The organism is Mycobacterium sp. OTB74 (assembly GCF_029892685.1).
Classification (GTDB): Bacteria; Actinomycetota; Actinomycetes; order Mycobacteriales; family Mycobacteriaceae; genus Mycobacterium.
Genome location: NZ_JARXVD010000021.1, coordinates 75894 through 98987, shown reverse-complemented (window position 1 = coordinate 98987; position 23094 = coordinate 75894). Strand labels below are relative to the sequence as shown.

Annotated in this window: 18 protein-coding genes and 1 pseudogene; 8 read left to right on the top strand and 11 right to left on the bottom strand. The window is 64.5% G+C overall.

Annotated features, from left to right (window positions below; all coding sequences use genetic code 11):
- Nucleotides 1-1011: 1011 nt before the first annotated feature.
- Nucleotides 1012-3261, bottom strand: coding sequence for a heavy metal translocating P-type ATPase (locus tag M2432_RS23545; protein ID WP_280829273.1), 2250 nt, complete (start codon nucleotides 3259-3261; stop codon nucleotides 1012-1014).
- 243 nt (nucleotides 3262-3504) lie between these two features.
- Here M2432_RS23545 and M2432_RS23540 point away from each other — a divergent pair, with 243 nt between their 5' ends.
- Nucleotides 3505-4134 (top strand): cutinase family protein, encoded by a 630-nt coding sequence (locus M2432_RS23540; RefSeq protein ID WP_280829253.1) that lies wholly within the window; start codon nucleotides 3505-3507, stop codon nucleotides 4132-4134.
- 15 nt (nucleotides 4135-4149) lie between these two features.
- Entirely contained in the window at nucleotides 4150-5295 is a 1146-nt protein-coding gene (locus M2432_RS23535) for a zinc-binding dehydrogenase (RefSeq protein WP_280829252.1), read from the top strand.
- 115 nt (nucleotides 5296-5410) lie between these two features.
- Here M2432_RS23535 and M2432_RS23530 read toward each other — a convergent pair whose 3' ends face one another.
- The 3 genes from M2432_RS23530 to M2432_RS23520 all read right to left on the bottom strand — a co-directional run bounded on the left by M2432_RS23530 (nucleotide 5411) and on the right by M2432_RS23520 (nucleotide 7954).
- A complete protein-coding gene (locus tag M2432_RS23530; RefSeq protein WP_280829251.1) occupies nucleotides 5411-5674 on the bottom strand; it encodes a hypothetical protein in 264 nt (87 codons plus the stop codon).
- A gap of 216 nt (nucleotides 5675-5890) precedes the next feature.
- A complete protein-coding gene (locus M2432_RS23525; protein ID WP_280829250.1) occupies nucleotides 5891-7408 on the bottom strand; it encodes a serine/threonine-protein kinase in 1518 nt (505 codons plus the stop codon).
- Between the two features lie 42 nt (nucleotides 7409-7450).
- Nucleotides 7451-7954, bottom strand: a complete 504-nt coding sequence (locus tag M2432_RS23520) for a hypothetical protein (protein ID WP_280829249.1) — start codon at nucleotides 7952-7954, stop codon at nucleotides 7451-7453.
- A gap of 158 nt (nucleotides 7955-8112) precedes the next feature.
- On the opposite strand from M2432_RS23520, the gene M2432_RS23515 reads away from it, so the two are divergent.
- On the top strand, nucleotides 8113-10332 hold the full coding sequence (locus M2432_RS23515; RefSeq protein ID WP_280829248.1) for an AAA family ATPase: 2220 nt from the start codon (nucleotides 8113-8115) through the stop codon (nucleotides 10330-10332).
- A 3-nt stretch (nucleotides 10333-10335) separates the two neighbouring features.
- Here the strand turns inward: M2432_RS23515 and M2432_RS23510 are convergent, their stop codons facing one another.
- The 4 genes from M2432_RS23510 to M2432_RS23495 are packed head-to-tail and all read right to left on the bottom strand — an operon-like array spanning nucleotide 10336 to nucleotide 14098.
- Nucleotides 10336-11178, bottom strand: coding sequence for a bile acid:sodium symporter (locus tag M2432_RS23510; protein ID WP_280829247.1), 843 nt, complete (start codon nucleotides 11176-11178; stop codon nucleotides 10336-10338).
- A gap of 9 nt (nucleotides 11179-11187) precedes the next feature.
- The gene (locus M2432_RS23505; RefSeq protein ID WP_280829246.1) at nucleotides 11188-12201 is read right to left on the bottom strand and encodes a hypothetical protein; all 1014 of its coding nucleotides are present in this window, start codon (nucleotides 12199-12201) and stop codon (nucleotides 11188-11190) included.
- Nucleotides 12198-13541, bottom strand: coding sequence for a peroxidase (locus M2432_RS23500; protein WP_280829245.1), 1344 nt, complete (start codon nucleotides 13539-13541; stop codon nucleotides 12198-12200). Before M2432_RS23500 ends, M2432_RS23505 begins: the two co-directional genes overlap by 4 nt.
- Nucleotides 13538-14098: a hypothetical protein gene (locus M2432_RS23495; protein ID WP_280829244.1), complete on the bottom strand. Its 561-nt coding sequence runs from the start codon at nucleotides 14096-14098 to the stop codon at nucleotides 13538-13540. Before M2432_RS23495 ends, M2432_RS23500 begins: the two co-directional genes overlap by 4 nt.
- Before the next feature lie 189 nt (nucleotides 14099-14287).
- Here M2432_RS23495 and M2432_RS23490 point away from each other — a divergent pair, with 189 nt between their 5' ends.
- The 3 genes and pseudogenes from M2432_RS23490 to M2432_RS23480 all read left to right on the top strand — a co-directional run bounded on the left by M2432_RS23490 (nucleotide 14288) and on the right by M2432_RS23480 (nucleotide 18144).
- Nucleotides 14288-15061, top strand: a complete 774-nt coding sequence (locus M2432_RS23490; RefSeq protein ID WP_280829243.1) for an SDR family oxidoreductase — start codon at nucleotides 14288-14290, stop codon at nucleotides 15059-15061.
- 185 nt (nucleotides 15062-15246) lie between these two features.
- Nucleotides 15247-16657: pseudogene (locus M2432_RS23485) on the top strand (cation:dicarboxylase symporter family transporter).
- Nucleotides 16658-17154: 497 nt separating this feature from the next.
- Nucleotides 17155-18144 (top strand): YncE family protein, encoded by a 990-nt coding sequence (locus M2432_RS23480; protein ID WP_280829242.1) that lies wholly within the window; start codon nucleotides 17155-17157, stop codon nucleotides 18142-18144.
- 66 nt (nucleotides 18145-18210) lie between these two features.
- On the opposite strand, the gene M2432_RS23475 is transcribed toward M2432_RS23480, so the two are convergent.
- Entirely contained in the window at nucleotides 18211-18522 is a 312-nt protein-coding gene (locus M2432_RS23475) for a hypothetical protein (protein WP_280829241.1), read from the bottom strand.
- A 130-nt stretch (nucleotides 18523-18652) separates the two neighbouring features.
- On the opposite strand from M2432_RS23475, the gene M2432_RS23470 reads away from it, so the two are divergent.
- Nucleotides 18653-20281, top strand: coding sequence for a fatty acid--CoA ligase (locus tag M2432_RS23470; RefSeq protein WP_280829240.1), 1629 nt, complete (start codon nucleotides 18653-18655; stop codon nucleotides 20279-20281).
- A 99-nt stretch (nucleotides 20282-20380) separates the two neighbouring features.
- Here the strand turns inward: M2432_RS23470 and M2432_RS23465 are convergent, their stop codons facing one another.
- A complete protein-coding gene (locus M2432_RS23465; RefSeq protein WP_280829239.1) occupies nucleotides 20381-21211 on the bottom strand; it encodes an alpha/beta hydrolase in 831 nt (276 codons plus the stop codon).
- Nucleotides 21212-21273: 62 nt separating this feature from the next.
- On the opposite strand from M2432_RS23465, the gene M2432_RS23460 reads away from it, so the two are divergent.
- On the top strand, nucleotides 21274-21879 hold the full coding sequence (locus M2432_RS23460) for a TetR/AcrR family transcriptional regulator (protein ID WP_280829238.1): 606 nt from the start codon (nucleotides 21274-21276) through the stop codon (nucleotides 21877-21879).
- Between the two features lie 7 nt (nucleotides 21880-21886).
- Here the strand turns inward: M2432_RS23460 and M2432_RS23455 are convergent, their stop codons facing one another.
- Nucleotides 21887-23080, bottom strand: a complete 1194-nt coding sequence (locus M2432_RS23455) for a lipid-transfer protein (RefSeq protein WP_280829237.1) — start codon at nucleotides 23078-23080, stop codon at nucleotides 21887-21889.
- Nucleotides 23081-23094: the final 14 nt, after the last annotated feature.

The window sequence follows — 23094 nt, the reverse complement described above, 5'->3', positions numbered from 1 at the left end:
TCTTGCCGGTCGTTCACCGCGGTTGTCCGCGTCGCATTGGGCTCTGTTAGTAGCCCGTGACGAGTGGCCCAAGTGCAAGGTGCGTTGCGGCACATCCCCTTCCCGCGCCCAAAAAGACCGCCGACCTTGACCACCGTCAAACCCTGATCTACCCACTTCTCGATCCGAGTATGGTTGTGGCACAACATTTTCCACTAACTCGCGATGTGCCGGCGAAATTCTATGGCGCGTCAGTCGTTCACTGTTATTCGCGCGTTGGCACGAGGTTCCAGTAGTGAACGGCTTCCGCCCCGTTGATGGTGGTCCACTCGAAACTTTCGGCGGAGGGATTGTGCGGCGTGGTGGTCCCGTTTGGGTGGCTGAGCACTACGTCGGAGTAGAACAAGATGTTCGCCGGGCATCCGCTGCTTGGCGGCGGAGGTTGAGGATTCGACGCATGGATTTGAACCGCGTCGGTGTACTGCGTGCGGTCGGCACAAGTTGGGTCGGAGTTGATTTGGGTGTGCTCCTCGCCTGAGCCGTCAGCGCCGTTCGGTCCCCACGTCGTCCAAGTCAGATTGGACAGTGAGTGGAAGCGGTCGTTGAGAGCCAAGTCAGCTGGCTGTTCTTGCGCAGGGGATAACCGGCTGTAGTGCGCGCGAAAGGCGTAGCGGGTTCCATCCAATCCTGCGCTTCTCGCTTGGCAACACTCCACACCTCATGCGTGGTCGGTATGTAATGGAGCTTAGCGACGCGAACGATCGTCTTTATTGACTTTCAGCAACCCATCCTGTGACCCGTGGGTGCCCGATGCCGATCACCCCGTAACCGCATCCCTCGGCATAGCGCTCTATGTCGCCGGCGCCGGGGGCCTGGCCAGCCCTGGTGGGCTCGCTGATGCTTCGTCGGATCACACAGGGTCGCCAGAGGTAGTCGGCGCGGGCTGTCTAAGCCCCGTCCTTTGGCGACGACGGCATACCGCGCGCCGGCGCATTCGCGATGTCAGCGTGTGTATCGGAGGCTCTGCTGGCGTCAGCCGAGGGTGAAGAAGTTCTCCTCCTCGGTAGCGAAATGTAGTCGCAGCACGGCGCTGAGGCCGTACAGGCAGTCCAGCAGGTCCTCGCGCTGATCGTTGGTGATAGCTGCCGCCGCGTTGGCGAGTTCGACGTGTTGATGCAAACGCCCTGCCAGCCGGTCGATTTCAGCGTGCATGCGGCTCATCGTCGCGGTGGCCTCAGCACTGCCCAGCGGATTCTCCAACGCCGGATACAGTCGATGTTCCTCGGCTTGCTCATGGGGCAGCAACGTGTTCTGCACGAAGTCGTCCGCCCGCTGCAGTGTCGCCAGCGCGCTCTGATCGTCGCCGCTAACGATCAGACTGGCGGCGTTGCGCAACAGCGCGAGGTCATCGCGCATCTCGTTGTGCTCGTCGGCAAATTGCCGCAACATTTCCTCGGTCTGGGCCGGCAGTGCTGCGCTGCCCTCGCCGCCGCGCAGCACCCGCAGCGCATTGAGAATTACAGCGATGTCGATGACTTCCTGCAGCAACGCGCCCAGAGCCGCCGGCAGCAGGCCGAAGGCGGCAAAACCCATCGCCACCAACGACATTCCCATCCCGGAGACGGCGCTTTGCAATGCGATTGAGCGTGACCTGCGGGCGATCACCATGGCGTCCGCGACACGTTCGAGGTGATCGGTCGTCAACACGATGTCGGCGGCTTCCGAACTGGCGGTTGCGCCGTGCGCACCCATGGCGATCCCGACACTTGCCGCGGCCAGGGCCGGCGCATCGTTGACGCCGTCACCGACCATCACCGTCACCGCCTTCTCCTGCTCGACGCGGACCGCTGCGACCTTGTCGGCGGGGCTCTGGTTCGCGCGCACCTCGTCGAGGCCAAGCACCGCACCCACCTGCTCAGCCGGGGCGGCTCGATCACCGGTGAGCATCAGCACCCGGCCGATCCCGGCGGCGCGTAATCGGCGGATGGTGCGCGGGGCGTCGGTGCGGACCGGGTCGATCAGCAGAATCGCCCCGGTGAGATCGCCGTCGACACTGACCCAGGCGATGACGGCACCGTCGAACGAGGCGCGGGTGAGAGCAGCGATCGCCCACGGCGGCAGATCGTCGGGCAGCGCGTGATTGCCCACCGTGATCCGCTTACCGTCGACGACGCCGCTCACCCCTTTGCCGGCTTCCTCCACGACATCGGTGGGCATCGGCAGTGTCAGACCGCGTTCGGTCGCTTCGTCGACGATGGCCCGGGCCAGCACATGGGGTGACACCTGATCGGTGGCCGCGGCCAGGCGCAGCACCTCGCCGCTGTCCCAGCCGGGCGCCACCATGACATCGGTGCCGCGCGGCCGGCCTGTTGTCACCGTGCCGGTTTTATCGAGTACCAATGTCGTTGCGTGACCGAGGTTTTCCAGCGCACTGCCGCTTCGCACTACCACCCCGATGCGCGATGCGCGCGAAAGTCCCGACACGATGGCCACCGGGGCCGCCAGCAGCAGCGGGCACGGGGTCGCCACCACCAGCACTGCGACCGCCCGGATCGGCGACCCGCTGAGCCACCAGGCCGCGCCCGATACCGCCAGGGTCATCGGCAGAAACCAAGTGGCAACGCGATCGGCGATGCGAACCACCGGCGCGGTTTCGGCGGCCGCCTCTTGCGCCAACTTCACGATGCCTGCGTAGGTGCTGTTCTCCGCGGTCGCCGTAGCGCGCACTTCCATGGCGCCGCCGGCGTTGACCACGCCGCTGCGCACCGCTTCCCCCGCGTGCCGCTCCACGTGCAGGGGCTCACCGGTCAGTGCCGATTCGTCGAGGACCGCCGACGGTGAGCTCACCCGCCCGTCGACCGGGACGACTTCACCCGGCCCGACGATGACGATGTCGCCGACGCCGACTTCGGCCAGTGGCACTGTCTGTACTCCGGATTCGGTATGCAACCGCGCGGTGCTCGGCGCACGGTCGAGCAGCGCATGCAGATCGCGCGCCGCGCGGCGTTCGGCGGCGGCGTCGAGGGCCTCGCCGGTGGCGACCATAACGCTGATCAGCGCGCCCGCCAGGTACTCACCGACCGCCAGCGTGCCGATGAGCGCCAGCACGGCGATCGCGTCGACACCGAGCCGGCCACTGCGCAAGGCGACGAGCAACCACCACAGTGACGGCACGAGCCCCACCAGCGTCCCGGCGATCCAACTGATGTTGGCGACATCAGGAGCGTGCAGCAGCCAGGCCACCCCGCCTGCAGCCAGTGCGGCGATGGTGGCAATCACCATCGTGCGAAGCAACAACTGGCGCACGAGGTGAATGTAGCCGAGGAAATACTCGAAAAGCAGATGCTCGCTGCGTCGAGTAGCGATTTTGGTGGGTTGCTCGGCTGGCAGCAGGGGCTGGGAGATGGGGCACAGGTTTCGTGCCGCCAGGTGCACTACCCGACATGCTGATCAACCTCGAACAGACGGAGGTCATCCGATAAATCTCGGTGGCCGATATCCCGTGCGGTCCTACGATCGGTTGGCATGACCACCAAGCCGACTCTGCTCTTGGTTCTTGCGGCACTGGCCGCAGCTGTCCCGACGGTTACGTCTGCGCCTGCCAACGCGGCGCCGTGCCCCGATGTTGAGGTGGTGTTCGCCCGAGGCACCAGCGAGCCGCCGGGCTTGGGCAGTGTCGGCGGTCCGTTTGTCGACGAACTGCGGACGCGGGTAGCGCCGCGCACCGTTGACGGAGCAGCAGTCGATTACCCGGCCAGCAACGACTTCAACAACAGCACCCCTGCCGGCACCGACGCTGCGCGGTCGCTCATCGAGTCCATTGCGTCCAGCTGCCCGAACACGAAGATGGTGCTCGGCGGATACTCGCAAGGCGCGGCGGTCATCGAAGGGGCGACCAACGAAACGTCTCCCCAGATCGCTAATCACGTGGCGGCCAGTGCACTGTTCGGTACGCCGCGCACCAGCTTCGCCGGCATGCTTGCCGGGCGCCCGCTACCGGAGTTGGCGCCGCAGTACGCCGCCAACTCCATCGATCAGTGCAACCAGGCTGACCCGATCTGTTGGGAAGGCGGCGCGGACATGGGCGCCCACGTGTCCTACGTGCAGTCCGGAAAGGTCACGCAGGCAGCCGATCTCGCTGCCGGCCGGCTCTAGGCAAGAGGAACACCGATGACCCAGGCATTACCGAAGACTGGTTTGGAATTGCGCTCGTTGGTCACAGCCGGCGGCACGCTCGAGTTGTCACTACACGAGGTTGCGATACCGGCCCCAGCCGCCGACGAAGTCGTGGTTCGGGTCGAAGCGTCGCCGATCAACCCGTCGGATCTGGGCGTGCTTATTCCCGGTGCTGACATGTCTGCGGCGACGGTCGCGGGCACCCCAGAGCGTCCCGTCGTCACCGCGCCACTGCCGCCCCGCGCACTGGCAGGGCTGTCTACCCGCGTCGGTACGTCGCTTCCGGTGGGCAACGAAGGCGCGGGCACCGTGGTGGCCGCCGGGACGGAGGCATCGGCGCAAGCCTTGGTCGGCAAGACGGTGGGAATAGCGGGCGGCGGGATGTATGCGCAGTACCGAGTGGTCAATGCCGCGGCGTGTCTGGTCCTGCCCGAAGGGGCCACGGCGAAGGACGGGGCATCGTCGTTCGTCAACCCACTGACTGCGCTGGGAATGCTGGAAACCATGCGCCGCGAAGGACATTCGGCACTGGTCCACACGGCTGCGGCTTCGAATCTCGGCCAGATGCTGGTCAAGCTCTGCCAAGCCGACGGCGTTCCGCTGGTCAACATCGTCCGCAAGGCCGAGCAGGAAGAAATACTGCGTGGTCTGGGTGCGGCCTACATCTGCAACTCGGCGGCACCGTCATTTGAGGCAGACCTCGTCGAAGCGCTCAAGGCGACGTCCGCAACGCTGGCGTTCGACGCCACCGGTGGTGGCACGCTGGCCAGCCAGATCCTCAACGGCATGGAGCAAGCGGCCAACGCGACGGCGACGCAGTACTCCCGATACGGGTCGACCGTTCACAAGCAGGTGTACATCTACGGCGGCCTCGACACCGGCCCCACTGTCCTCACCAGAAACTTTGGCATGGCGTGGGGCGTCGGTGGCTGGCTGCTCACGCCGTTTCTCGCGGGTGCCGGGGCCGAGACCATCGGCAGGCTTCGCTTCCGCGTGGCCGCCGAACTCACTACGACATTCGCGAGTACCTACACCCGAGAAGTCTCGCTGGCCGGCATGCTCAAGCCCGATGCGTTCAACAGCTACCTCAAGCGGGCGACCGGCGAGAAATTCCTGGTGACACCTCAGGCGCTTCCGTAGCGTCCGCCGCCCGAGACTGCGTTCAGGGTTTGGTGATTGTCCTGGAATGACAGCCCTGGACGCAGTTCCAACGGGGAAGCGAGGCCCTCATGACCGAGGGGACCTCAGCGCTCAATCACCAACCGGGGTGCCAGGGCCCCTGTCCGTGCCAGTGCCACTGGTCGCGGGGCTCGCCGTCGAAGTAGAAGTCGTCGTGGCAGCGGTCCCCAGCCCAATTGAAGCCCCACTCCGGGGCCCAGAAATCGCCGGGGCACCAGTGATAGCCGGGCATTGGAGCGGCGGGCATGGCCTGTGCGGTCGTGGCTGCCGCGAGCCCTGTCAAGCCAAAGCTGGCGGCCAACAGGGCTGTGGTTGCTGCGATACGTGCTTTGGTTTTCATGGCGGTGTGTTTATCAGGCGATCCCGGCTGACCGCTGGCAGAGCACTTGGAGTTAGCTGGCGACGAATTGTGTTAGCACAGCGGTGAACTGGAGATATGTACCTTAGATCAATCCTGCGAGAAATCGGGTTTTACGACATCGTGATGGTGCTGTGGCCAACTAGCGACGCTGCCAGTCGCCCGTTTGCGGCAGCCAGGCGCAGACACCGCTACCGATCAGGCGATCTGCGACCCATCAATCATCATCACGCCGTCGACCAAAGTCATTCGCAGCCAACGGTCTTCGGTGCTGACCCCGCCGTCGTGGCGGACATACTGAAGCCTAGCCATCACACTATCGGCGTTCCGCGGGCTCACCGACACCACTGTCACCGACTGCAGCGTCGCCCAGAAGCTCTTGTATTCAGACAGGCCGCCCGCCGAATTCTGGTATGCCGCATCCAGTTTTGCCCATGCTGCTTCTGGATTTGCCGGTAGCTCGTTGTAGTACGCGGTGACGAAATCGCGCATGGTCTCGAATGTGATGGCCCCGGTTGTTGTAGAAGTCGTCGTCGATGTCGTCGCTGAAGGCGAGGTCGACGATGACGGGCTGTGCGACGCGGGGCCCACAGGTGTCAGCCGATTCGCGCTGGTACTGCCATCTTTGGGCCACATCGCATAGACGGTGATGCCACCGAAGAACAACACAATGGCCGCTATTGCCCCGAACGCCAGCACCCAGCGCCGCGACGAGGGAGCAGCCGCGGCCGGAAGCACCGCCGATTCGACTGGCGGAGGCGGATATTCGGGAAACGGCATCGCGCGGGTCTGCGGTAACGGAGGCCTGGGGACCTCGCCGACCGGATTCGGCCGCGTCACCGAATCCGACACCGGGCTGACCGGCGCCGGTGGAGCTACACGGCTTGCCGCGACAAGCGCTTCGGCGAAGTCCGAACAGCGGGCGTACCGGTCGCGTGGATTTTTCGCCAAGGCCCGGGCGAAAACCGGGTCCAGCCCGGCAAGTTCCGGGCGCCGGCCGCTGATCGGTGGCGGCGGCGCGTTGAGATGGTGGCCGATGACGACAGCCGGGGTAGAGCCCTGAAAGGGCGTCGACCCGGTCAACAACTGGTACGCGGTAACCGCCAGCGCGTACTGGTCAGTGCGGCCGTCGAGCGGCTTGTCCATCAACTGCTCAGGAGCCGCATAACTCACGGTCCCAACCACCATGTTGGTCTCGGTCAGGCGACTGGTATCGCCTGTCCGCCGAGCTACACCGAAGTCTGCCAACAGGATTCGTCGTCGCGCGGAATCGGGTTGACTGATCAGGATGTTGGCGGGCTTGACATCCCGGTGGAGCAAGCCCCGCTGGTGGGCGTAATCGAGAGCATCGGCCACCGCGGAAACGATCTCCAACGCCTCCCGCGCCGGCATGCCGTTTGGGTGGCGTTCGCGCAGCAACCGGTCGCAGTCGGGTCCGTCGACGTAGTCCATCACGATCCACAACTGGCCCTGGTACTCGCCGCGGTCGTGCACGGCCACGATGTTCGGGTGGTAGAGGCTGGCGGCCAGATCGGCCTCGCGGTCGAACCTGCCGCGATACTCACGATCGGTCGACAGATCCCGGGGCAGGACCTTCAGCGCGTACTGACGCGGCAGCCGCGGGTGCTGGGCCTGGTAGACCTCGCCCATGCCTCCGCTGCCCAACAGACGCAGGATGCGATATTCCGCGAAGATCGCACCTGCAGCCAAGCCCACGACTCATAACTCTATCGGGTGCCCCGCGGCGCGACAGATCGCCTATTTCACCCTAGCCCGGCTGCAGTTGGGCTGTGCAGGCTTATTTGGCCAGGTACAGACGGTCAGATAGGTGGTGTCTCTGTACCCGCCACCGTCGAAAACGCCGTAGTTGTCGCCGTGCGTTCCGGTATAGGTCGCGCCGCCGCCACCGCCCGGCCCGCCGGTGGAAGTGACGATGGTGGTCACCGTCCAGCCCTTGCCTTCGAGGGCGGCCTTGTAGGCGGTGACTACGTCAGCCGGTGACCCATGTACCTGGAAATACATGTGAATACCGTTGTCCGGAATGGCGTCGGGGCCGAAGCTCTGCGTCGTGCCGGCAGGTGTCGGCACCAGGGACTGGAGTTGACCGGCGTCGCCGGCGGCGTGCACAGGTGAGGCTGATGTAGCGGCGGTTCCCGAAGTTCCCGACGACTTGGTCTCAGGGGCAGGGGAATTACTGCAGGCCGATGCCACGAGGCCGATTGCCAACGCCGCGACTGCTAATGAACGGGTTGTGGCGTGCATGCTCGCTCCCATCGTCGGGCGCAATCTATCAAGATAGCCCTGACGAGTTTGCCAAATTGTTGAAATAACCTGGTCATTCGCAGTTCCAGAATTCGCGTCGGAGTCGAACATAACGGGCGCAAGTGGGCGGCCGCTCGGATCGCACATACGATGCGTGCGTGGTATCGGAAGGCTGGGTCGCGAACATTCCGAGGGCCACCTACGGTCGCCCGAGACTGGGCGACGCCGTGATCGCGCGGCCTGCGGTTACCCAGATGCTGTGTGCTTCGGGCGCCGGACTGGTGGCGGTGACAGCGCCAGCAGGGTACGGAAAGACGACCGCTGTGGCGTTGTGGGACGACGCTGACGGCCGGCCGTTCGCGTGGATGCGTCTTGACCACCTGGATAACGACCCCGCGCACCTGCTGCTACATCTGGTGACTGCGCTCGGTCAGGTCGCCTCGGTCGACGCGGCGGTAATCCGGTATCTACGCGGGGCCGGCCGCGCTGTTGATACCCAACTTGTTCCGGCAGTGGTCGGGGCGTTGGAGGCTGCCGGCCCAGTTGTGTTGGTGCTGGACGATATTCACGAACTGACTCACGACGCGGCCGTCGAAACCCTACGTGTATTGATTCGGATGGCCCCGGAGTCGGCCACGTTTACCCTGATCGGCCGCAATGTCCCGCCACTGGATCTGGCGCGGCGCAGGTTGCAGGGTGATGTTCTGGATATCGGTGCTGAGCAGTTGAAACTATCTGCGGCAGAAGCTGAATCGGCTCTTGATTCCATCGGCGGTCCAACCGGCCTGACCGGACCAACAGCCGCACTGGTGATCGAACGCTGCGAGGGCTGGGCCGCTGGCGTGGTCATGGCGGCAATGGCGCTGCGTGAGGGCTCGTCGGGTGAGGCGATCACCGGACGTCATCGCCTGGTCGCTGACTACCTGGTCGAGGAGGTGCTCAATCGGTTGGACCCCGCCGTCGAGTCCTTCCTCATGGAGTCGGCCATACTCGACCGATTCAGTGCAGACGATCTGAACAATGTTCTGCAGCGCGATGATTCAGCTGACATGCTCGATACCATCCGCGCATCGGGCAACTTGTTCCTGGTCTCTCTCGACGCCAACGGAACCTGGTATCGGTACCACCGGTTGTTCGCCGATCAACTGCGCGCGCGGCTACGCGACCGGAATCCGGGACGGTTCCGTACCCTGGCCGACTGCGCGGCCGACCACCTGGAGCGCGCAGGCGACATCGACGGCGCACTGCTGCAGGCGCTAGCCGCAGAGGACCCCGCACATGCCGCAGCACTGGTCGGGCTCGATGCGGTCCGACTCGGATTCGACGGCCGCGCAGGGATTTTGGCACGCCGGCTGAACCTGCTCGACGAGCACATGTTCACCGAGCACCCCGACGCCGCGATCGCCCGGGCCTGGCTGGGTGTGACGCTCGGTGACGCGGAGTTGATCCAGCGGTCGCTGCTGATGGCCACCGCGGCCGACACTGGTGCAGCGCTAGCCGACGGCACGCAGTCGGTCAAAGTCGCTGCCGCTCTTGTTGGTTCACTGGTCGGTATCGGCGGCGTGCGGGAGGTGGTGCGGCACGCGGATACGGTGTGTGCTGCTGGCGACCACCTGACCAACCCGTGGTGGGGTGCGGCCTGCACCGTCAAAGGTGCCGCACTGCCCATGGTCGGTGATGACGAAGGTGCCAGGGCCACACTGGAATCGGCGCTGCCAGTCCTCGATGATCTGCCGGGCTTTCAGGCCGCCGCGCTGGCGCACCTCGCCTTGCTGGACCTCGACGCCGGTGCGCCGGTGTCGGCGGGTCAGCGTAGTGCGCAGGCCCGCAGCATCGTCGACTCCCGGGACCTGTGCGATCTGGTCCCGATGGTGGTGGTCTATGCGGTGGACGCATTGGTGCGTGGACGCCGCGGTGACGTGCCCGGAGCGCGCGTGGCGATACACGCCACTGAACGGCTCCTGAACGGGTTGGGTGAGTTGTCCGCGCGGACCGCCGCACTGGGACATGCGCTGATGGCCGCCACCGCGGTCGAGATCGATGACTCGGAGCTGTGCCGACGACATCTTGATTCGGCACAGCGGGCCTGCCGTCGGGAACCTGACGCCGAGGCGCTGCAACTCCGGTTGGTGCGTGTTGAGGAACTGTTCGCAGCCCGCACTCAGAACGGGCCGCGACCAGCGCTGAGTGGGGCCGAACTACGGTTGCTGCCGCACCTGGCCACTCACCTGTCCCTGCAACGGATCGCCACCGAGTTGAATCTGGGCCGCGAAACCGTCAAGAGCCAGACCAAATCCATCTACCGCAAGCTGGCGGTCTCGACCCGCGCCGCAGCGGTGACCGAGGCGGCCCGCATCGGTCTGCTCGACGCGTCCTGACCGTCACGTTCGACGGGCCAGGAATCTGGCGACGGGGATCAGCATCGAGAACTCGGCGATCAACACCACCGTGATCATCACCGCGACCCGGGGGTCGCTGAAGTTCTGGCTAGCGACCACGAAGGCGGCCGCCGCATTGCGCTGCGCTGTCCCCAACGCCAGCACCGGCCGCGCTGTCGTGCTGAAAAACACCAGACCCCAACCGATTCCGGCGCATATGGCGGTATAGACGATCGCCGCGAGGAGGCCTCTGGTGCCGTACACCGACAGCACCTCGCGGAAATTGGCGATGATGGTCAGGATGACCACCAGCACCATGCTGGCGGTGCTCAGCAACCCGATACCAGGCCGGATGCGGTCGGCCAGTGCTGGAGCGCGGTTGCGCCCGAGCAGGCCGAGGGCCAGTGGAATGAGCATGAGTACCACCAGCGACGAGGCGATCGCGAGCGGGTTGACCTCGGTGCCCTTGAGAAATATGGGCAGCACGATCGGCACGTAGGCCACCGTCGTAATCATCAGCAGCGCCATCAGGCCCACTGTCAACGCCGGGTCGGCGCGGGCGAACTCGGCGAGCTTGATCAGGAACGGTGCGCCAGCAGCCATCCCACACAGCAGCAGACCCACACCCAATGGCGTATCGAGGTCGAACAGCCGCCACAGCCCGAAGGCAACCAGCGGCGCCGCGACGAAGTTGGCCAGCAGCGTCAGACTGACGACCCGAATATCCTTGAGCGGCGTGACGATCTGGGTCGGCGTCAGGCCCAGCCCGACACCCAAGGTGCTGGACGCCACGAAGATGACGACAGCGATGTTGGCGCCGCGGGCCGCGAGTTCGGTCAGCGTCATCGCCGCGTCTCAGCCCATCGTCACGAGGTTGCGCCAGAAAGACTTCAGGCTCTCGCTGGCGCCGAACAGTGTTGTGAAATGGGTTGAGTCGACCAGCACGATGTGACCGGCACGGTCACCGGACGGCGGCATGTGGATTATCGCGTTGAACTCGGTGTTGCCGGCCAAGGTGAACGGATGCGGCCGAGTCATGTCGATCGGCTGCCGGCCCAGCACTCGAAGCTCTGGCCCCTCAGGGGCCGTCAGCTGGTAGTGCGGAAGGTGCGGATGCAACGCCAGTGTGGTGACGTCGCGCAGCAGGCCCGCCGAGTCGAGATCACGGAAAGCGGTCAGCGGCACAATCTGTTTGGCGCCCTCAACCGTCGCGGGACGCAGACCCCAGGTGTTGTGCACCGGAATGTTCAGTCCGGTCAGCAGCGAGCGGGCGAAGCCGCTGAACCGCTGCTTCCGCGGCGTCAGCGGGTCACCGTGGTGCAGGAACTCCATCTGCTGCTGCTCTTTGTCGTCGGTGAAGCCGACGTCGTGGTGCGGCGCCAGCATCAGGCACTTGCCTTCTTGACGCAACCACTGCTGGATCGCGGCGATCTCCTCGGGAGTGGCGTCCTCCTCGCCGAGCAGGTGGTCCAGGCCGAAGATCATCAGGGTGTCGGTGTCGTCCAGGATGCGTTCATCGATGGGCAGGCGGTAGCCGGCCTGATCGACCCGCTGGAACACCGCCACCGGATGCCCCGTGGTTTCACCGGCCACCGCCTGAAATGACAAGGCGGAGCGGTGAAACAGCTCCAACGTCCCGTCGACGCCCTGCAAGAAGTTCCGCGGGCTGTACTCGGGTCCTTCGTACGCAGGCCACGTCGCCACGCGTACCTCCGTCATAGTGGAGAACCGGTTGTACAACAACGACGGGTCGCGCTGGGCCTCCCACGGATAGCTCCACGACCAGTAGATGGACACTCGTCGTCCACCGGTATGTGGCCGGGGTAGATGGGCCTGGTTGTAGGTGCGTGCGGGTTGTGGTGCGGTCATGATGCCTCCGAACCTTCTAACGTGAGCAGGTAGCGCAGCGCGGCCAGACTGGGCAGGAAGAAGTATGCCCCACCCTTGAAGGTGGTAAATGCCGGTAATCCCTTGATTGTCTTACGGATTGGCCGCTTGGGAATCTTGAATTCGAGGGTGCCATCCTGGGTGCCGCAGATGGGGTCGTGCTCGTTGCCCAGTTCGTGGAAGGTCGGATCGTTGATCCAGACGTTCTGGGCGAACTCGAACTGGCGCACCAGGCTGCCGCAGATGATGAACGCGGCGATACCACGTTCGATGCCGTCCTCCGGAGCTCCTTCAGGCAGGGCCGGACCATAGGTGGCGCCGCGCCGGATCATCCTACGCCGATTCATATTTGGTGCCGTATCCCGTGGATTGAGCCGACGAGCATGCGCTCCCAGCGGGCAGGCATACCCGAACGGATCTTCCTCCTTGTAATTGAAGTCGTTGTTGCGCATGGGATCTGCGCCCAACTCCGGGTCGTCATGCTCGGGCGCAAGCACCAGAGGAGCGCCGCTGCGCCAGCGGCCCATGAACTTGGCGGCCAGCAGTTCCTCGCCCTCTGGGGAGTCGGCGTTCTGCTTCAGGTAGTCGCGGAACAGGCCCACATGTTCCTCGAGCCGACGGTAGGCCATATAGCTGCCGTTACGCGAAAGTACCTCGGGCTGCGGCAGATCGGTAACCGGTCCCTCCTCGTCGGGGTAACCGAGGATGAACTCGCCAGGCTCCAACGGGTCGCCCGAACCCGGTGTCGGCTCCTCGCCGGAACCCTTCATTACCGGCTGGGACAGCCGGTCGCGAAACCCGAAATGATCGTGCGCATAGTTGAATGGCGGGCTGGCATTGAGGTCCAGGTGTGACAGCGAACGCACACCTGGGCAGCGGGCCAACAGTGCATCGTGCTCGCCGACGCACCGGATGCGCTCGGGCTCGTCGCGGGCGAACAGGATGACGATGGCGTGTAGGTCATCCGAGGCTAGATCGCCCACCCAGTTCTCCGGCGCGGCCGGCCCCTTATCGCCGAGAATGTCGGCACGGGCTGCCATACCTTCCCGGAACTCATCCGGGAAGGTGGCCAGCGATTCCTCGTCAACTCCCAACGCGCGCAACCCATTCCAGGTGAACGCCAACGTCACCCAGCGTTTGGAGTCATCGACACTGCCTTCCACGTCGGCGACCGACTGCGCCAGCGGTGTCATCTCCGACAGCCAGGCCCGGCCGGCGGCCGGGGTGTCGAACGACAAGAACTCGTAGCGTCCGGTGAGGGCCGGCGTGCGGGTCAGCAGGATGTGCTGAATGTCCTCGAATTCGAGTTGTACGTCGGTCACTGCATCTGGTCCAACATGTCCGAGAACGCGGCCTTGAGGCGCAACGCTTTCTTTATCTCGTCAGCGGTGACGTAGGGGTACTCGCCGTATTCCAGGAAGCTGGGCACGTGGTGTTCGCGGACGAACTGGATGAACGCCTCCGGGTTGGTTTTCCAATCCTCCGGAAAGCCTTCAAGATTGGTGAACACCGTGGTGATCCCGGTGGCGCTGAACAGCTTGATCGCGTCCTCGGTGTACTTGTCGAAATCGGTATCGAAAATACCCTGGTACTGGAAGTGCAATCCCGAACCGACATCGAACAGCAGCCAGCGCAGGTAGTGCAGCTTCAGCGGCGCCAGCACATCCGGGGATCCGGCGATTGCAGCCTCGATCTCCTTGCCGTAGGCGCGTACTACATCTTCGCGGCCTTCCTTGACCTTGGCGATGATGTTGAAGCCGTAGCACGCGGGGGTGCGAGGATAGGTAGGCCCGTAGCGGCCGCGGGTGAGCTCGAAGTAGCCCTCTTGCGGAATGGCTTGCGCGGCTGGCTTCGACCAGATCTGATCTTCAGCGGACATATCGAACCTCCCGTTTGATTGATGGCTCCGACAATATTTACGAATATGCCGCATGTCGTCCCCCGATTTGGGGGAAATTGACCTGCCCGTCGCCTGCTCTTTTCCGGCCGGAGAATCGACGGCTGTCATGCGGCGCAATAGGATTGTTAGGGCACCGAAATCGCAGCGGGAACCGGCTGGGAGGTCACCATGGACATCACAAACAACACCGCATTGATCACCGGTGCCAGCGGAGGGATCGGCGAGGAATTCGCGGTCCGGCTGGCCGCCCGCGGAGTCAACCTGGTGCTCGTCGCGCGCAGCGCGGACAAGCTGCTTGACCTGCGCACCAGGCTGTTGACCGCGCATCCGACAATGGAGATCGACGTGGTGCCCGCGGATCTGTCGGTACCCGGCTCCGGTGCCGAGCTGGCCGGCAAGGTCGACGCACTGGGGCGCCGCGTGGACATCCTGATCAACAATGCCGGCGTCGGGACCCACGGCAAGTTCGTGACCCAGCAGATCGAACCCAACATTGCCCAAATCCAGTTGAACTGCACCACTTTGGTCGAACTCAGCGCCCGCTATCTGCCGGCCATGACGAACGCGGGGCACGGCCTGATCATCAATCTCGCCTCGACTGCTTCCTTCCAGCCCACCCCGACCATGGCCGTGTACGGCGCCACCAAAGCTTTTGTCTTGTCGTTCACTGAGGCGCTCTGGCAGGAGACCAGGGGCACCGGTGTTCGGGTGTTTGCGCTGTGCCCGGGTGCCACCGAGACCGATTTCTTCGCCAGGACCGGCGAGGAATTTCTGACCAGCGGTCGGCAGACCCCACAGCAGGTTGTCGAGGTGGCGCTGTCCGCGATCGACAAATCGTCTCCGACGGTGGTTTGCGGCCTCAGGAACGCCATCATGGCCAACGGTTATCGGGTGACACCGCGGCGGCTGATGGTGCAGATCTCCGAACAGATCATGAAGTGAATCAGTAAGGGATAAACGCTGTTTCGGCCTCGAGCGATGGAGTCCGAGGCGGCATCGATGCGCGTAAGGGCGTAGGCCCGGCAACGACACCGGGTGACCGAAATGCGCAAATGCCTGATCTGCATCCTGTTGTGGCCGAACATCTTTGCAGAAGATTTTGATGGCGAAGCGGAAGGAATGCCGTCATGACCGAATCTGCGCCGCGCCGGGACCGCACCCATTGGCTTTACCTGGCGGTGATCGCCGCAGTTGTGATCGGTGTGACCGTCGGGCTGCTGGCACCCGAGGTCGGCAAGGACGTCGCAGTGCTCGGCACCATGTTCGTCAACCTGATCAAGATGATGATCGCGCCGGTCATCTTCTGCACCATCGTGCTGGGCATCGGATCGGTACGCAAAGCGGCGACCGTCGGCAAGGTCGGCGGTCTGGCGCTCGGGTACTTCCTGATCATGTCGACCGTCGCGCTGGCGATCGGGCTGGTGGTAGGCAACCTGTTGAGCCCGGGTTCGGGTCTGCGCCTGGCCAAGACCGGTCAGGGGGCACAGTTTGCAGCGAAGGCTCACGAGTCGGGCGGTCTCGTGGAGTTCATCGAGCACATCATTCCGGACACCTTGTTCTCGGCCCTGACCAGCGGGAACGTGCTGCAAGCCCTGTTCATCGCGCTGCTTGTCGGCTTCGCGGTGCAGGGCATGGGCAGTGCCGGCGAGCCGGTATTGCGTGGTGTCGAGCACATGCAGAAACTGGTGTTTCGGGTGTTGACCATGATCTTGTGGCTGGCGCCTATCGGCGCCTTCGGGGCGATGGCCGGGGTGGTCGGCCAGACCGGTTGGCGCGCGGTCGGCCAGTTGCTGGCCCTGATGTTGGGCTTCTACCTGACCTGCGTGGTGTTCATCTTCGGGGTGCTCGGCGTGGTGCTGTGGACGGTCTCGCGGCTGTCGATCTTCCGGTTGGTTCGCTACCTGGCCCGCGAGTACCTGCTGATCTTCTCCACGTCGTCATCGGAGTCCGCGCTACCTCGCTTGATCGCCAAGATGGAGCACCTGGGCGTCGATCGCAGCACCGTCGGCGTGGTGGTGCCGACCGGCTACTCGTTCAACCTCGACGGCACCGCGATCTACCTGACCATGGCGTCGTTGTTCATCGCCGATGCCATGGGACGTCCGCTATCGGTCGGGCATCAACTGTCTTTGCTGGCCTTCATGATCGTTGCGTCGAAGGGTGCCGCCGGAGTCAGTGGCGCCGGACTGGCGACGTTGGCGGGCGGCCTACAGAGCCACCGACCGGACTTGCTCGACGGAGTCGGTCTGATCGTTGGCATCGACCGATTCATGTCCGAGGCCCGCGCCATCACCAATTTCTCCGGCAATGCGGTTGCCACCGTGTTGGTCGGGTCATGGACCAAGACCATCGACCGGGACAGGGCCGATGCAGTGCTGCGCGGCGCCGACCCGTTCGACGAGTTGACGATGCTGGATTCAGGATCGGCGGTGCCGGGCCAGGGTGCCGTTGCGCCCACCGCCGAGGTGGTGTGACGGCGCTGAGGCCACTTTGGACGCGCTGAGATGTGACCCCCGACACATCATGAACGGAATGTGAACTATAGCTCAACAGCGAATCGTGACGCGGCCGCTTTCGGCTGGAGGTGCGACCGCTCTAAATGGCCTTGTGAGTTTCGTCGTACAGGTGTGGCGGATGGGATTTGGAGCCCGCGTGTCGCCGTGTGACGTTTAGCTCATTTTGGCTGGGAATATTAAGAAATTGAGACCTGCAATCAGTAAGAATAAAATCGACTGATGTTTGCTATTTCGCGGCACTTTCAGTGTTATCGCTGGTTGATTGCCTGATGACAATGGATAACAAGTTCATAACAATTCGCAACTTAAGTATCGCCTGAGATTCTCTGAACCATTTGTAAGCAGGTGTCATCGAAGCCGTCCGGGATGTCGGTGGCTGTCATTACACTTATGCAAAGCAGCGCCCGACCGGGCGCACCCCGAAGGGGAGTCGACTACCGGCGCAGCGTTGTGTCGGCGGAGGTAGCGAAGATCGTGGCAAATAATAACGCTCGCGCAACTGCAAGCCAGGTTGGCGTTGTGTCCGCGCCTGGGGCGGTGGATATCGCGCGCGTCGGTCGCGGCGCGATCGCTGACATCGCTGAGAGCGCGGGCGTGCTAGTCGCGACCAGCTTCGCGGACAACATGGTGGCACTGATCGACCCGTCGGCCCGCACCATCCGCGATATCCCGGTCGACGGTGAGCCGTTCGCGGTCGTCGTCGCCGACGACCGCGCCTACGTGGCGCTGTCCGCTGCCGAGTTCGACGGCGTAGCCGTCATCGACCTGGTGACCGGCTCCGAGATCGCCACCTACCCGCTGGCCTCGGGCGTCAGTGCGCTCGCGGTCAGCCCCGACGGCAAGCGCGTGTTCGCCGGCCGTGCCACTGACACCTACATCGACGTTGCCGTCATCGACGTCACCGCCGACCGCATCGGCACCATCGAGATCGCTACCGGTCCGGCCATCAGCATCGATGCGCTCGCGGTCGATCACACCGGTCGCCGGCTCTATGTCGCCACCACCGACGAGGTGGGCAGCCAGTTGGTGGTCGTGGATACCGAGACCGCTCGGGTCCGCAACACCATCGTGATCGGCGCGCCGATCCGCTGCCTGGCGCTCGGCCCGGACAACACCGCCTACGTGCTGACTTCCGACCTTGTCGACCGCGGTGAGGTGTACACCGTTGATCTGGCCTCCGGCCGGGCAACCGGCCGCGTGTCGGTGGGCGATGCTCCCACCCAGCTGGTGGTCGGTGCCGACGGCACCCGCGCCTATGTCGTGGACTACGACCGGGTGACCGTGTTCTGTACGCAGACCGGCCACCTCGTCGACGTCATCGAGGCCTATGCGCAGCCGTCGTGCGTCGCCGTCAGCCAGGACGGCGCGCGCCTGTATGTCGCGGACTGCGCCGGTGAAATCACCGCTGTCGAGGTCACCGCTCCGCAGCAGCTGCTCTACTCGCAGTTCATGGCTACCAAGTCGGTCGGCATGCCCGAGGTACGAGCCCTCGAGGCTGCTGCTATCTAATTGCTTTCGTCAAAACGTCCCGCCGGCTGCAGCCGGCGGGACGTTTTTTGATTGCGGGGCGGCGAGTCAGTGCGTGCCGGTGCAGTCCAGCGAAACCGAGATGGTCTTGTTGACCTGCTGCATCAGCAAGCTGCCGCCGCGCAGACCCGGCCCCAGGTACGGCACGGGCTGGGATATCTGCTGCGGATTGCGCACACTGGCCACCTTGCACTCGGACATAGGTGCGGTGCCCACCCTGTCGATGGTGACGGTATAGCCCTCGGACTGCAGTCGATTGATGGTGTCCTGCGCAGTCTCGGCGGCGGCGAACCCGGCGGGGGCGGCCAGCGCCGCCGACATTCCGGCCAGCGCCGCGAGTGATACCAATATCGTTCGCATGGTTCCCTCCTGGTTCTGCTGCGGACTGTTCTGCCTCAATCATGCTCTCTCGCAGTTAACGGTGGGCCGGCCTGTGGTGTCCGCTAGCATCGCGTCACCCCACCGGTCAGCAATTCAGAGGCGATTCACCATGTTCAGCACCATGCAGGACGTCCCACTTACCGTCGGCACCATCATGCGGTACGCGTGTGGGCTCAACGCCGACCGCACGGTCACCACCGCCGTCGGCGACGGCACCTTCCGCACCCTGACGTATCGACAGGTCGGTGAGCAGGCCGGTCGGCTGGCCAACGCACTCCGTGGGTTGGGCATCGGCGGTGACGAGCGCGTCGCCACATTCATGTGGAACAACGGCGAGCACACCGTGGCCTACTTGGCCATCCCGACGATGGGCGCGGTCCTGCATACCCTGAACATCCGGTTGGCACCTGAGCAGATCGCCTACATTGCCAACGAGGCCGAAGACCAGATCATCATCGCGGACCTGTCGCTGACCGCGCAGTTGGCTCCCGTCTTACCGCAGCTGACCACCGTCCATACGGTAATCGCCGTCGGCTCAGGGGATTTGGCGCCGCTGTCAGCCTCGGGCAAGACGGTGCTCCGCTATGAGGAGTTACTGGCCGAGCAGCCCGCCGAGTTCGACTGGCCGGAGTTGGATGAGCGCTCCGCGGCCGCAATGTGCTACACCAGTGGAACAACGGGCAATCCGAAAGGCGTTGTCTACAGCCATCGTTCGACGTTCCTGCATTCGATGGCGGTGTGTACCAGCAATGCTCTGGGGGTCAGCAGCGACGACGTGGCGTTGCCCATCGTGCCGATGTTCCACGCCAACGCCTGGGGACTGCCTTACGCAGCCTTGATGGCCGGAGCGGACCTGGTGATGCCGGACCGATTCCTGGACGGGGCCTCGCTGATCAACCTGATCGAGACGACGCGCACCACCGTCGCAGCCGCCGTGCCGACCATTTGGAACGACGTACAGCACTGCCTGGAAAAGGCTCCGGGACATGATATTTCGTCGCTTCGAATGGTCGCGTGCGGTGGCTCTGCGGTGCCGGTTTCGCTGATGCGAACCTTCCAGGAAAAGTTCGGCGTGTACATCCAGCAGTTGTGGGGGATGACCGAAACCTCGCCGACGGCGACCACCGCCAAGGCGCTGCCGGGGATGTCCGACGAGCAGCACTGGGCGACCCGCGCGACCCAGGGCCGTGCTATGTGTGGCGTCGAAGTGCGGATCGTCGATGATTCAGGTGTTCCGGTGCCCAATGACGGTGTGGCCGTTGGGGAATTGGAAGTGCGTGGACCCTGGATAACGGGCGGCTACTACCTCGGCGGCGACGCCGAGAAGTTCGACAGCGGTTGGTTGCGCACCGGCGATGTCGGGTGCATCGACGCATGCGGGTATGTCACGCTGACCGACAGGGCCAAGGACGTGATCAAGTCTGGCGGCGAATGGATTTCGTCGGTGGAGCTGGAGAACCTGCTGATCGCCCACCCCGCGGTGCTCGAGGCTGCCGTGGTCGGCGTGCCCGACGAGCGTTGGCAGGAGCGGCCACTGGCCACCGTGGTGCTGCACGCCGGCGCTTCGGCAACCCCGGCCGAGCTGCGAGAGTTCCTGGCGGACAAGGTGGTTCGCTGGTGGCTGCCGGAGCGGTGGACGTTTGTCGACCAAGTACCGCGGACCAGCGTCGGCAAGTACGACAAGAAGACCATCCGCGCCCGCTACGCCGACGGAGCCTACGAGGTCACGACCCTCTGAGACTGCCGAAACTGGGGGCACCTCCCGCTTGCGGGGGACATTCCAGCAGGGAAAGTTCGAGAACTGACCTGCCGGAATGCGGTTTCGTGGGCAGGTGGGCTAGGCGGGCACTGCGATCGTTGACAGTAGGTCGACCAACCGATGTGGCCGGTCGAGCATTGAGAACGTACGCGCGCGATCGATCACCTCGAACCGGGCGTTCGGGATGATGCGCGCCAACCTTTCACCGTCGCCGAGCTCGAAGAACACATCGTCGGCAGACCATGCGACCAGAGTCGGCTTGTCGAATTCGGATAGCCGCGCCGCCACGGTGGTAGTGACCTCCGTGCGCAGTGACAGAGTGAACAGTCGGAGGTCCTCGGCGATTGCCGGATTGGCCAGCGGGACACCGACCCATTCCTCGGTGAGGGCGTCGATGTCGGAAAGGGCCAAGCCGGCGTAGGCCCGCTTGCGGACGGCCGGGATTCGCATCACCTGCGCGGCGGAGCGGAACACCGCCCGCGACTGTGCGGCGCGGATCAGTGGCTTGAGGATGGGCGGCGGAAAGTGTTCGAACGCATCGCAACTCGTCAACACCAGCGCGCCGATGCGGTCTGGATGATGCACCGCGACCAACTGAGTGACGACCCCGCCGGTGTCGTTGCCGACCAGCACCACATCATGCAGGTCCAGCGCGGTCAGGGTTTCAGCGACCATGCCGGCGACGCCCTGGATACTCCGGTCGGCGCCAGGCCGCAGCGGTTCGGGGTGCGCGCCCAATGGCCAGGTGGGGGCGATGCAGCGCAGGCCGCGGGCGCCCAATCGGGCGCTGACCTGCCGCCACAGTTGGCCGCCCATCATGTATCCGTGCACGAAGACGACCGGCCTGCCGTCCTTCGGTCCGAATTCCTCGAAATGGATGGTTCCGGCGTTAATCTCGATGATCGACATGGATGACTCCTGGCTCGATACACTTTTACAAACAGGCTGACCGTAACTTACCAACAGGGTGTATGGAAAACAAGAGACGTACTCAAGAAGAGCGCTCCGCGGCTACCCGCGGGGTGCTGATCGAGGCCGCCCGCCGGTTGTGGGGCGAGCGTGGCTACGCCGAGGTGGGGACGCCGGAGATCGCCACCGCAGCCGGGGTGACTCGGGGCGCCATGTATCACCAATTCGCCGACAAGGCAGCACTTTTCGTGGCTGTCGTGGAGGTGGTGGAGCAGGACATCATGGACCGGCTGGCGGCCCTGGTTGCCGCCTCAGGGGCGACCACTCCGGCGGACGCCATCCGGGCCGCGGTCGACGCCTGGCTTGAGGTGTCCGCCGAGCCGGAAGTCCGGCAACTGGTGTTGCTGGACGCCCCGAGCGTGCTCGGCTGGGCCGGTTTCCGCGACATTGCCCAGCGCTACAGCCTGGGCATGACCGAGCAGCTACTGACCGAGGCGATCAAGGCCGGCCAGCTCGCGCGCCAGCCGGTGCGGGCGCTGGCGCACGTGCTGATCGGTGCACTCGACGAGGCGGCCATGGCCATCGCCACCGCCGACGATCCGAAGAAGGCCCGGCGGGAGGTCAGGCAGGTGCTGCGCCGCCTGATCGACGCGATGCTCGACGGTTGAGCAGTCGCTACCGCTCGGCGCGCTGGTAGGCGGTCACGACGGCGGCGCCACCGAGGCCGATGTTGTGCTGCAGCGCCGCGGAGACGTTGTCCACCTGACGCTTGTCGGCGGTGCCGCGCAGCTGCCAGGTCAGCTCGGCGCACTGGGCCAGGCCCGTCGCGCCAAGAGGATGGCCCTTCGAGATCAGTCCGCCCGACGGGTTGACCACCCAGCGGCCGCCGTAGGTGGTGTCATTGTTGTCGATCAGCGACGGCGCCTCGCCCTCGCCGCACAGGCCCAGGGCTTCGTACAGCAGCAGTTCGTTGGCGCTGAAGCAGTCGTGCAGCTCGATCACCTGGAAGTCCTGCGGACCGAGCCCGGACTGGCCGTAAACCTGCTGGGCAGCTTGCACATTCATGTCGTACCCGATGATGTTGGCCGCGCTGCCGTCGAAAGTCGAGGCGAAGTCGGTGGTCATGGCCTGACCGACTATCTCGACGGCCTGCCCGGCCAGTCCGTGCTTTTCGACGTACGCCTCGCTGGCCAAGATCGCTGCACCTGATCCGTCCGAGGTGGGGGAGCACTGCAGCTTGGTCAGGGGGTCGGAGATCATCTTGGCGGCCAGGATGTCGTCGAGGGTGTACTCGTCCTGGAACTGGGCATACGGATTGTTCACCGAATGCTTGTGGTTCTTGTAACCGATCTTCGCGAAATGTTCGGCGGTGGTGCCGTACTTCTTCATGTGCTCGCGGCCGGCCGCCCCGAACATCCACGGCGCCACCGGGAATCCGAACTCGTCGATCTCGGCCAGGGCTTTGACGTGCTTGCCCAGCGGTGATTCGCGGTCCTGCGCGCCGCCGCCGAGGGAGCCCGGCTGCATCTTCTCGAAGCCCAGCGCCATGGTGCAGTCCGCGAGGCCACCCCGAATCGCCTGTGCGGCAAGGTAAAGCGCGGTCGACCCGGTGGAACAGTTGTTGTTTACGTTGACGATCGGAATGCCCGTCATGCCCAGCTCGTACAGGGCACGCTGACCCGAGGTCGAGTCGCCCGAGCAGTACCCGACGTAGCCCTGCTGCACCTCGGTGTAGTCGATGCCGGCGTCTTTCAACGCGTTTGTTCCCGACTCACGCGCCATGTCCGGGTAATCCCAGCCGTCACGCCGGCCCGGCTTCTCGAATTTGGTCATACCGACGCCGACGACGAATACGCGGTTCTTGGACATTGGGGATTCCCTTC

Bases quoted from the DNA above. Each gene is read 5' to 3' on its own strand.
- M2432_RS23495 (WP_280829244.1), bottom strand. From the start codon at position 14,098: ATGTCCGCTGAAGATCAGATCTGGTCGAAGCCAGCCGCGCAAGCCATT.
- M2432_RS23510 (WP_280829247.1), bottom strand. From the start codon at position 11,178: ATGACGCTGACCGAACTCGCGGCCCGCGGCGCCAACATCGCTGTCGTC.
- M2432_RS23455 (WP_280829237.1), bottom strand. From the start codon at position 23,080: ATGTCCAAGAACCGCGTATTCGTCGTCGGCGTCGGTATGACCAAATTC.
- M2432_RS23490 (WP_280829243.1), top strand. From the start codon at position 14,288: ATGGACATCACAAACAACACCGCATTGATCACCGGTGCCAGCGGAGGG.
- M2432_RS23520 (WP_280829249.1), bottom strand. From the start codon at position 7,954: ATGCACGCCACAACCCGTTCATTAGCAGTCGCGGCGTTGGCAATCGGC.
- M2432_RS23460 (WP_280829238.1), top strand. From the start codon at position 21,274: ATGGAAAACAAGAGACGTACTCAAGAAGAGCGCTCCGCGGCTACCCGC.
- M2432_RS23530 (WP_280829251.1), bottom strand. From the start codon at position 5,674: ATGAAAACCAAAGCACGTATCGCAGCAACCACAGCCCTGTTGGCCGCC.
- M2432_RS23535 (WP_280829252.1), top strand. From the start codon at position 4,150: ATGACCCAGGCATTACCGAAGACTGGTTTGGAATTGCGCTCGTTGGTC.
- M2432_RS23475 (WP_280829241.1), bottom strand. From the start codon at position 18,522: ATGCGAACGATATTGGTATCACTCGCGGCGCTGGCCGGAATGTCGGCG.
- M2432_RS23470 (WP_280829240.1), top strand. From the start codon at position 18,653: ATGTTCAGCACCATGCAGGACGTCCCACTTACCGTCGGCACCATCATG.
- M2432_RS23540 (WP_280829253.1), top strand. From the start codon at position 3,505: ATGACCACCAAGCCGACTCTGCTCTTGGTTCTTGCGGCACTGGCCGCA.
- M2432_RS23545 (WP_280829273.1), bottom strand. From the start codon at position 3,261: ATGGTGATTGCCACCATCGCCGCACTGGCTGCAGGCGGGGTGGCCTGG.
- M2432_RS23505 (WP_280829246.1), bottom strand. From the start codon at position 12,201: ATGACCGCACCACAACCCGCACGCACCTACAACCAGGCCCATCTACCC.
- M2432_RS23465 (WP_280829239.1), bottom strand. From the start codon at position 21,211: ATGTCGATCATCGAGATTAACGCCGGAACCATCCATTTCGAGGAATTC.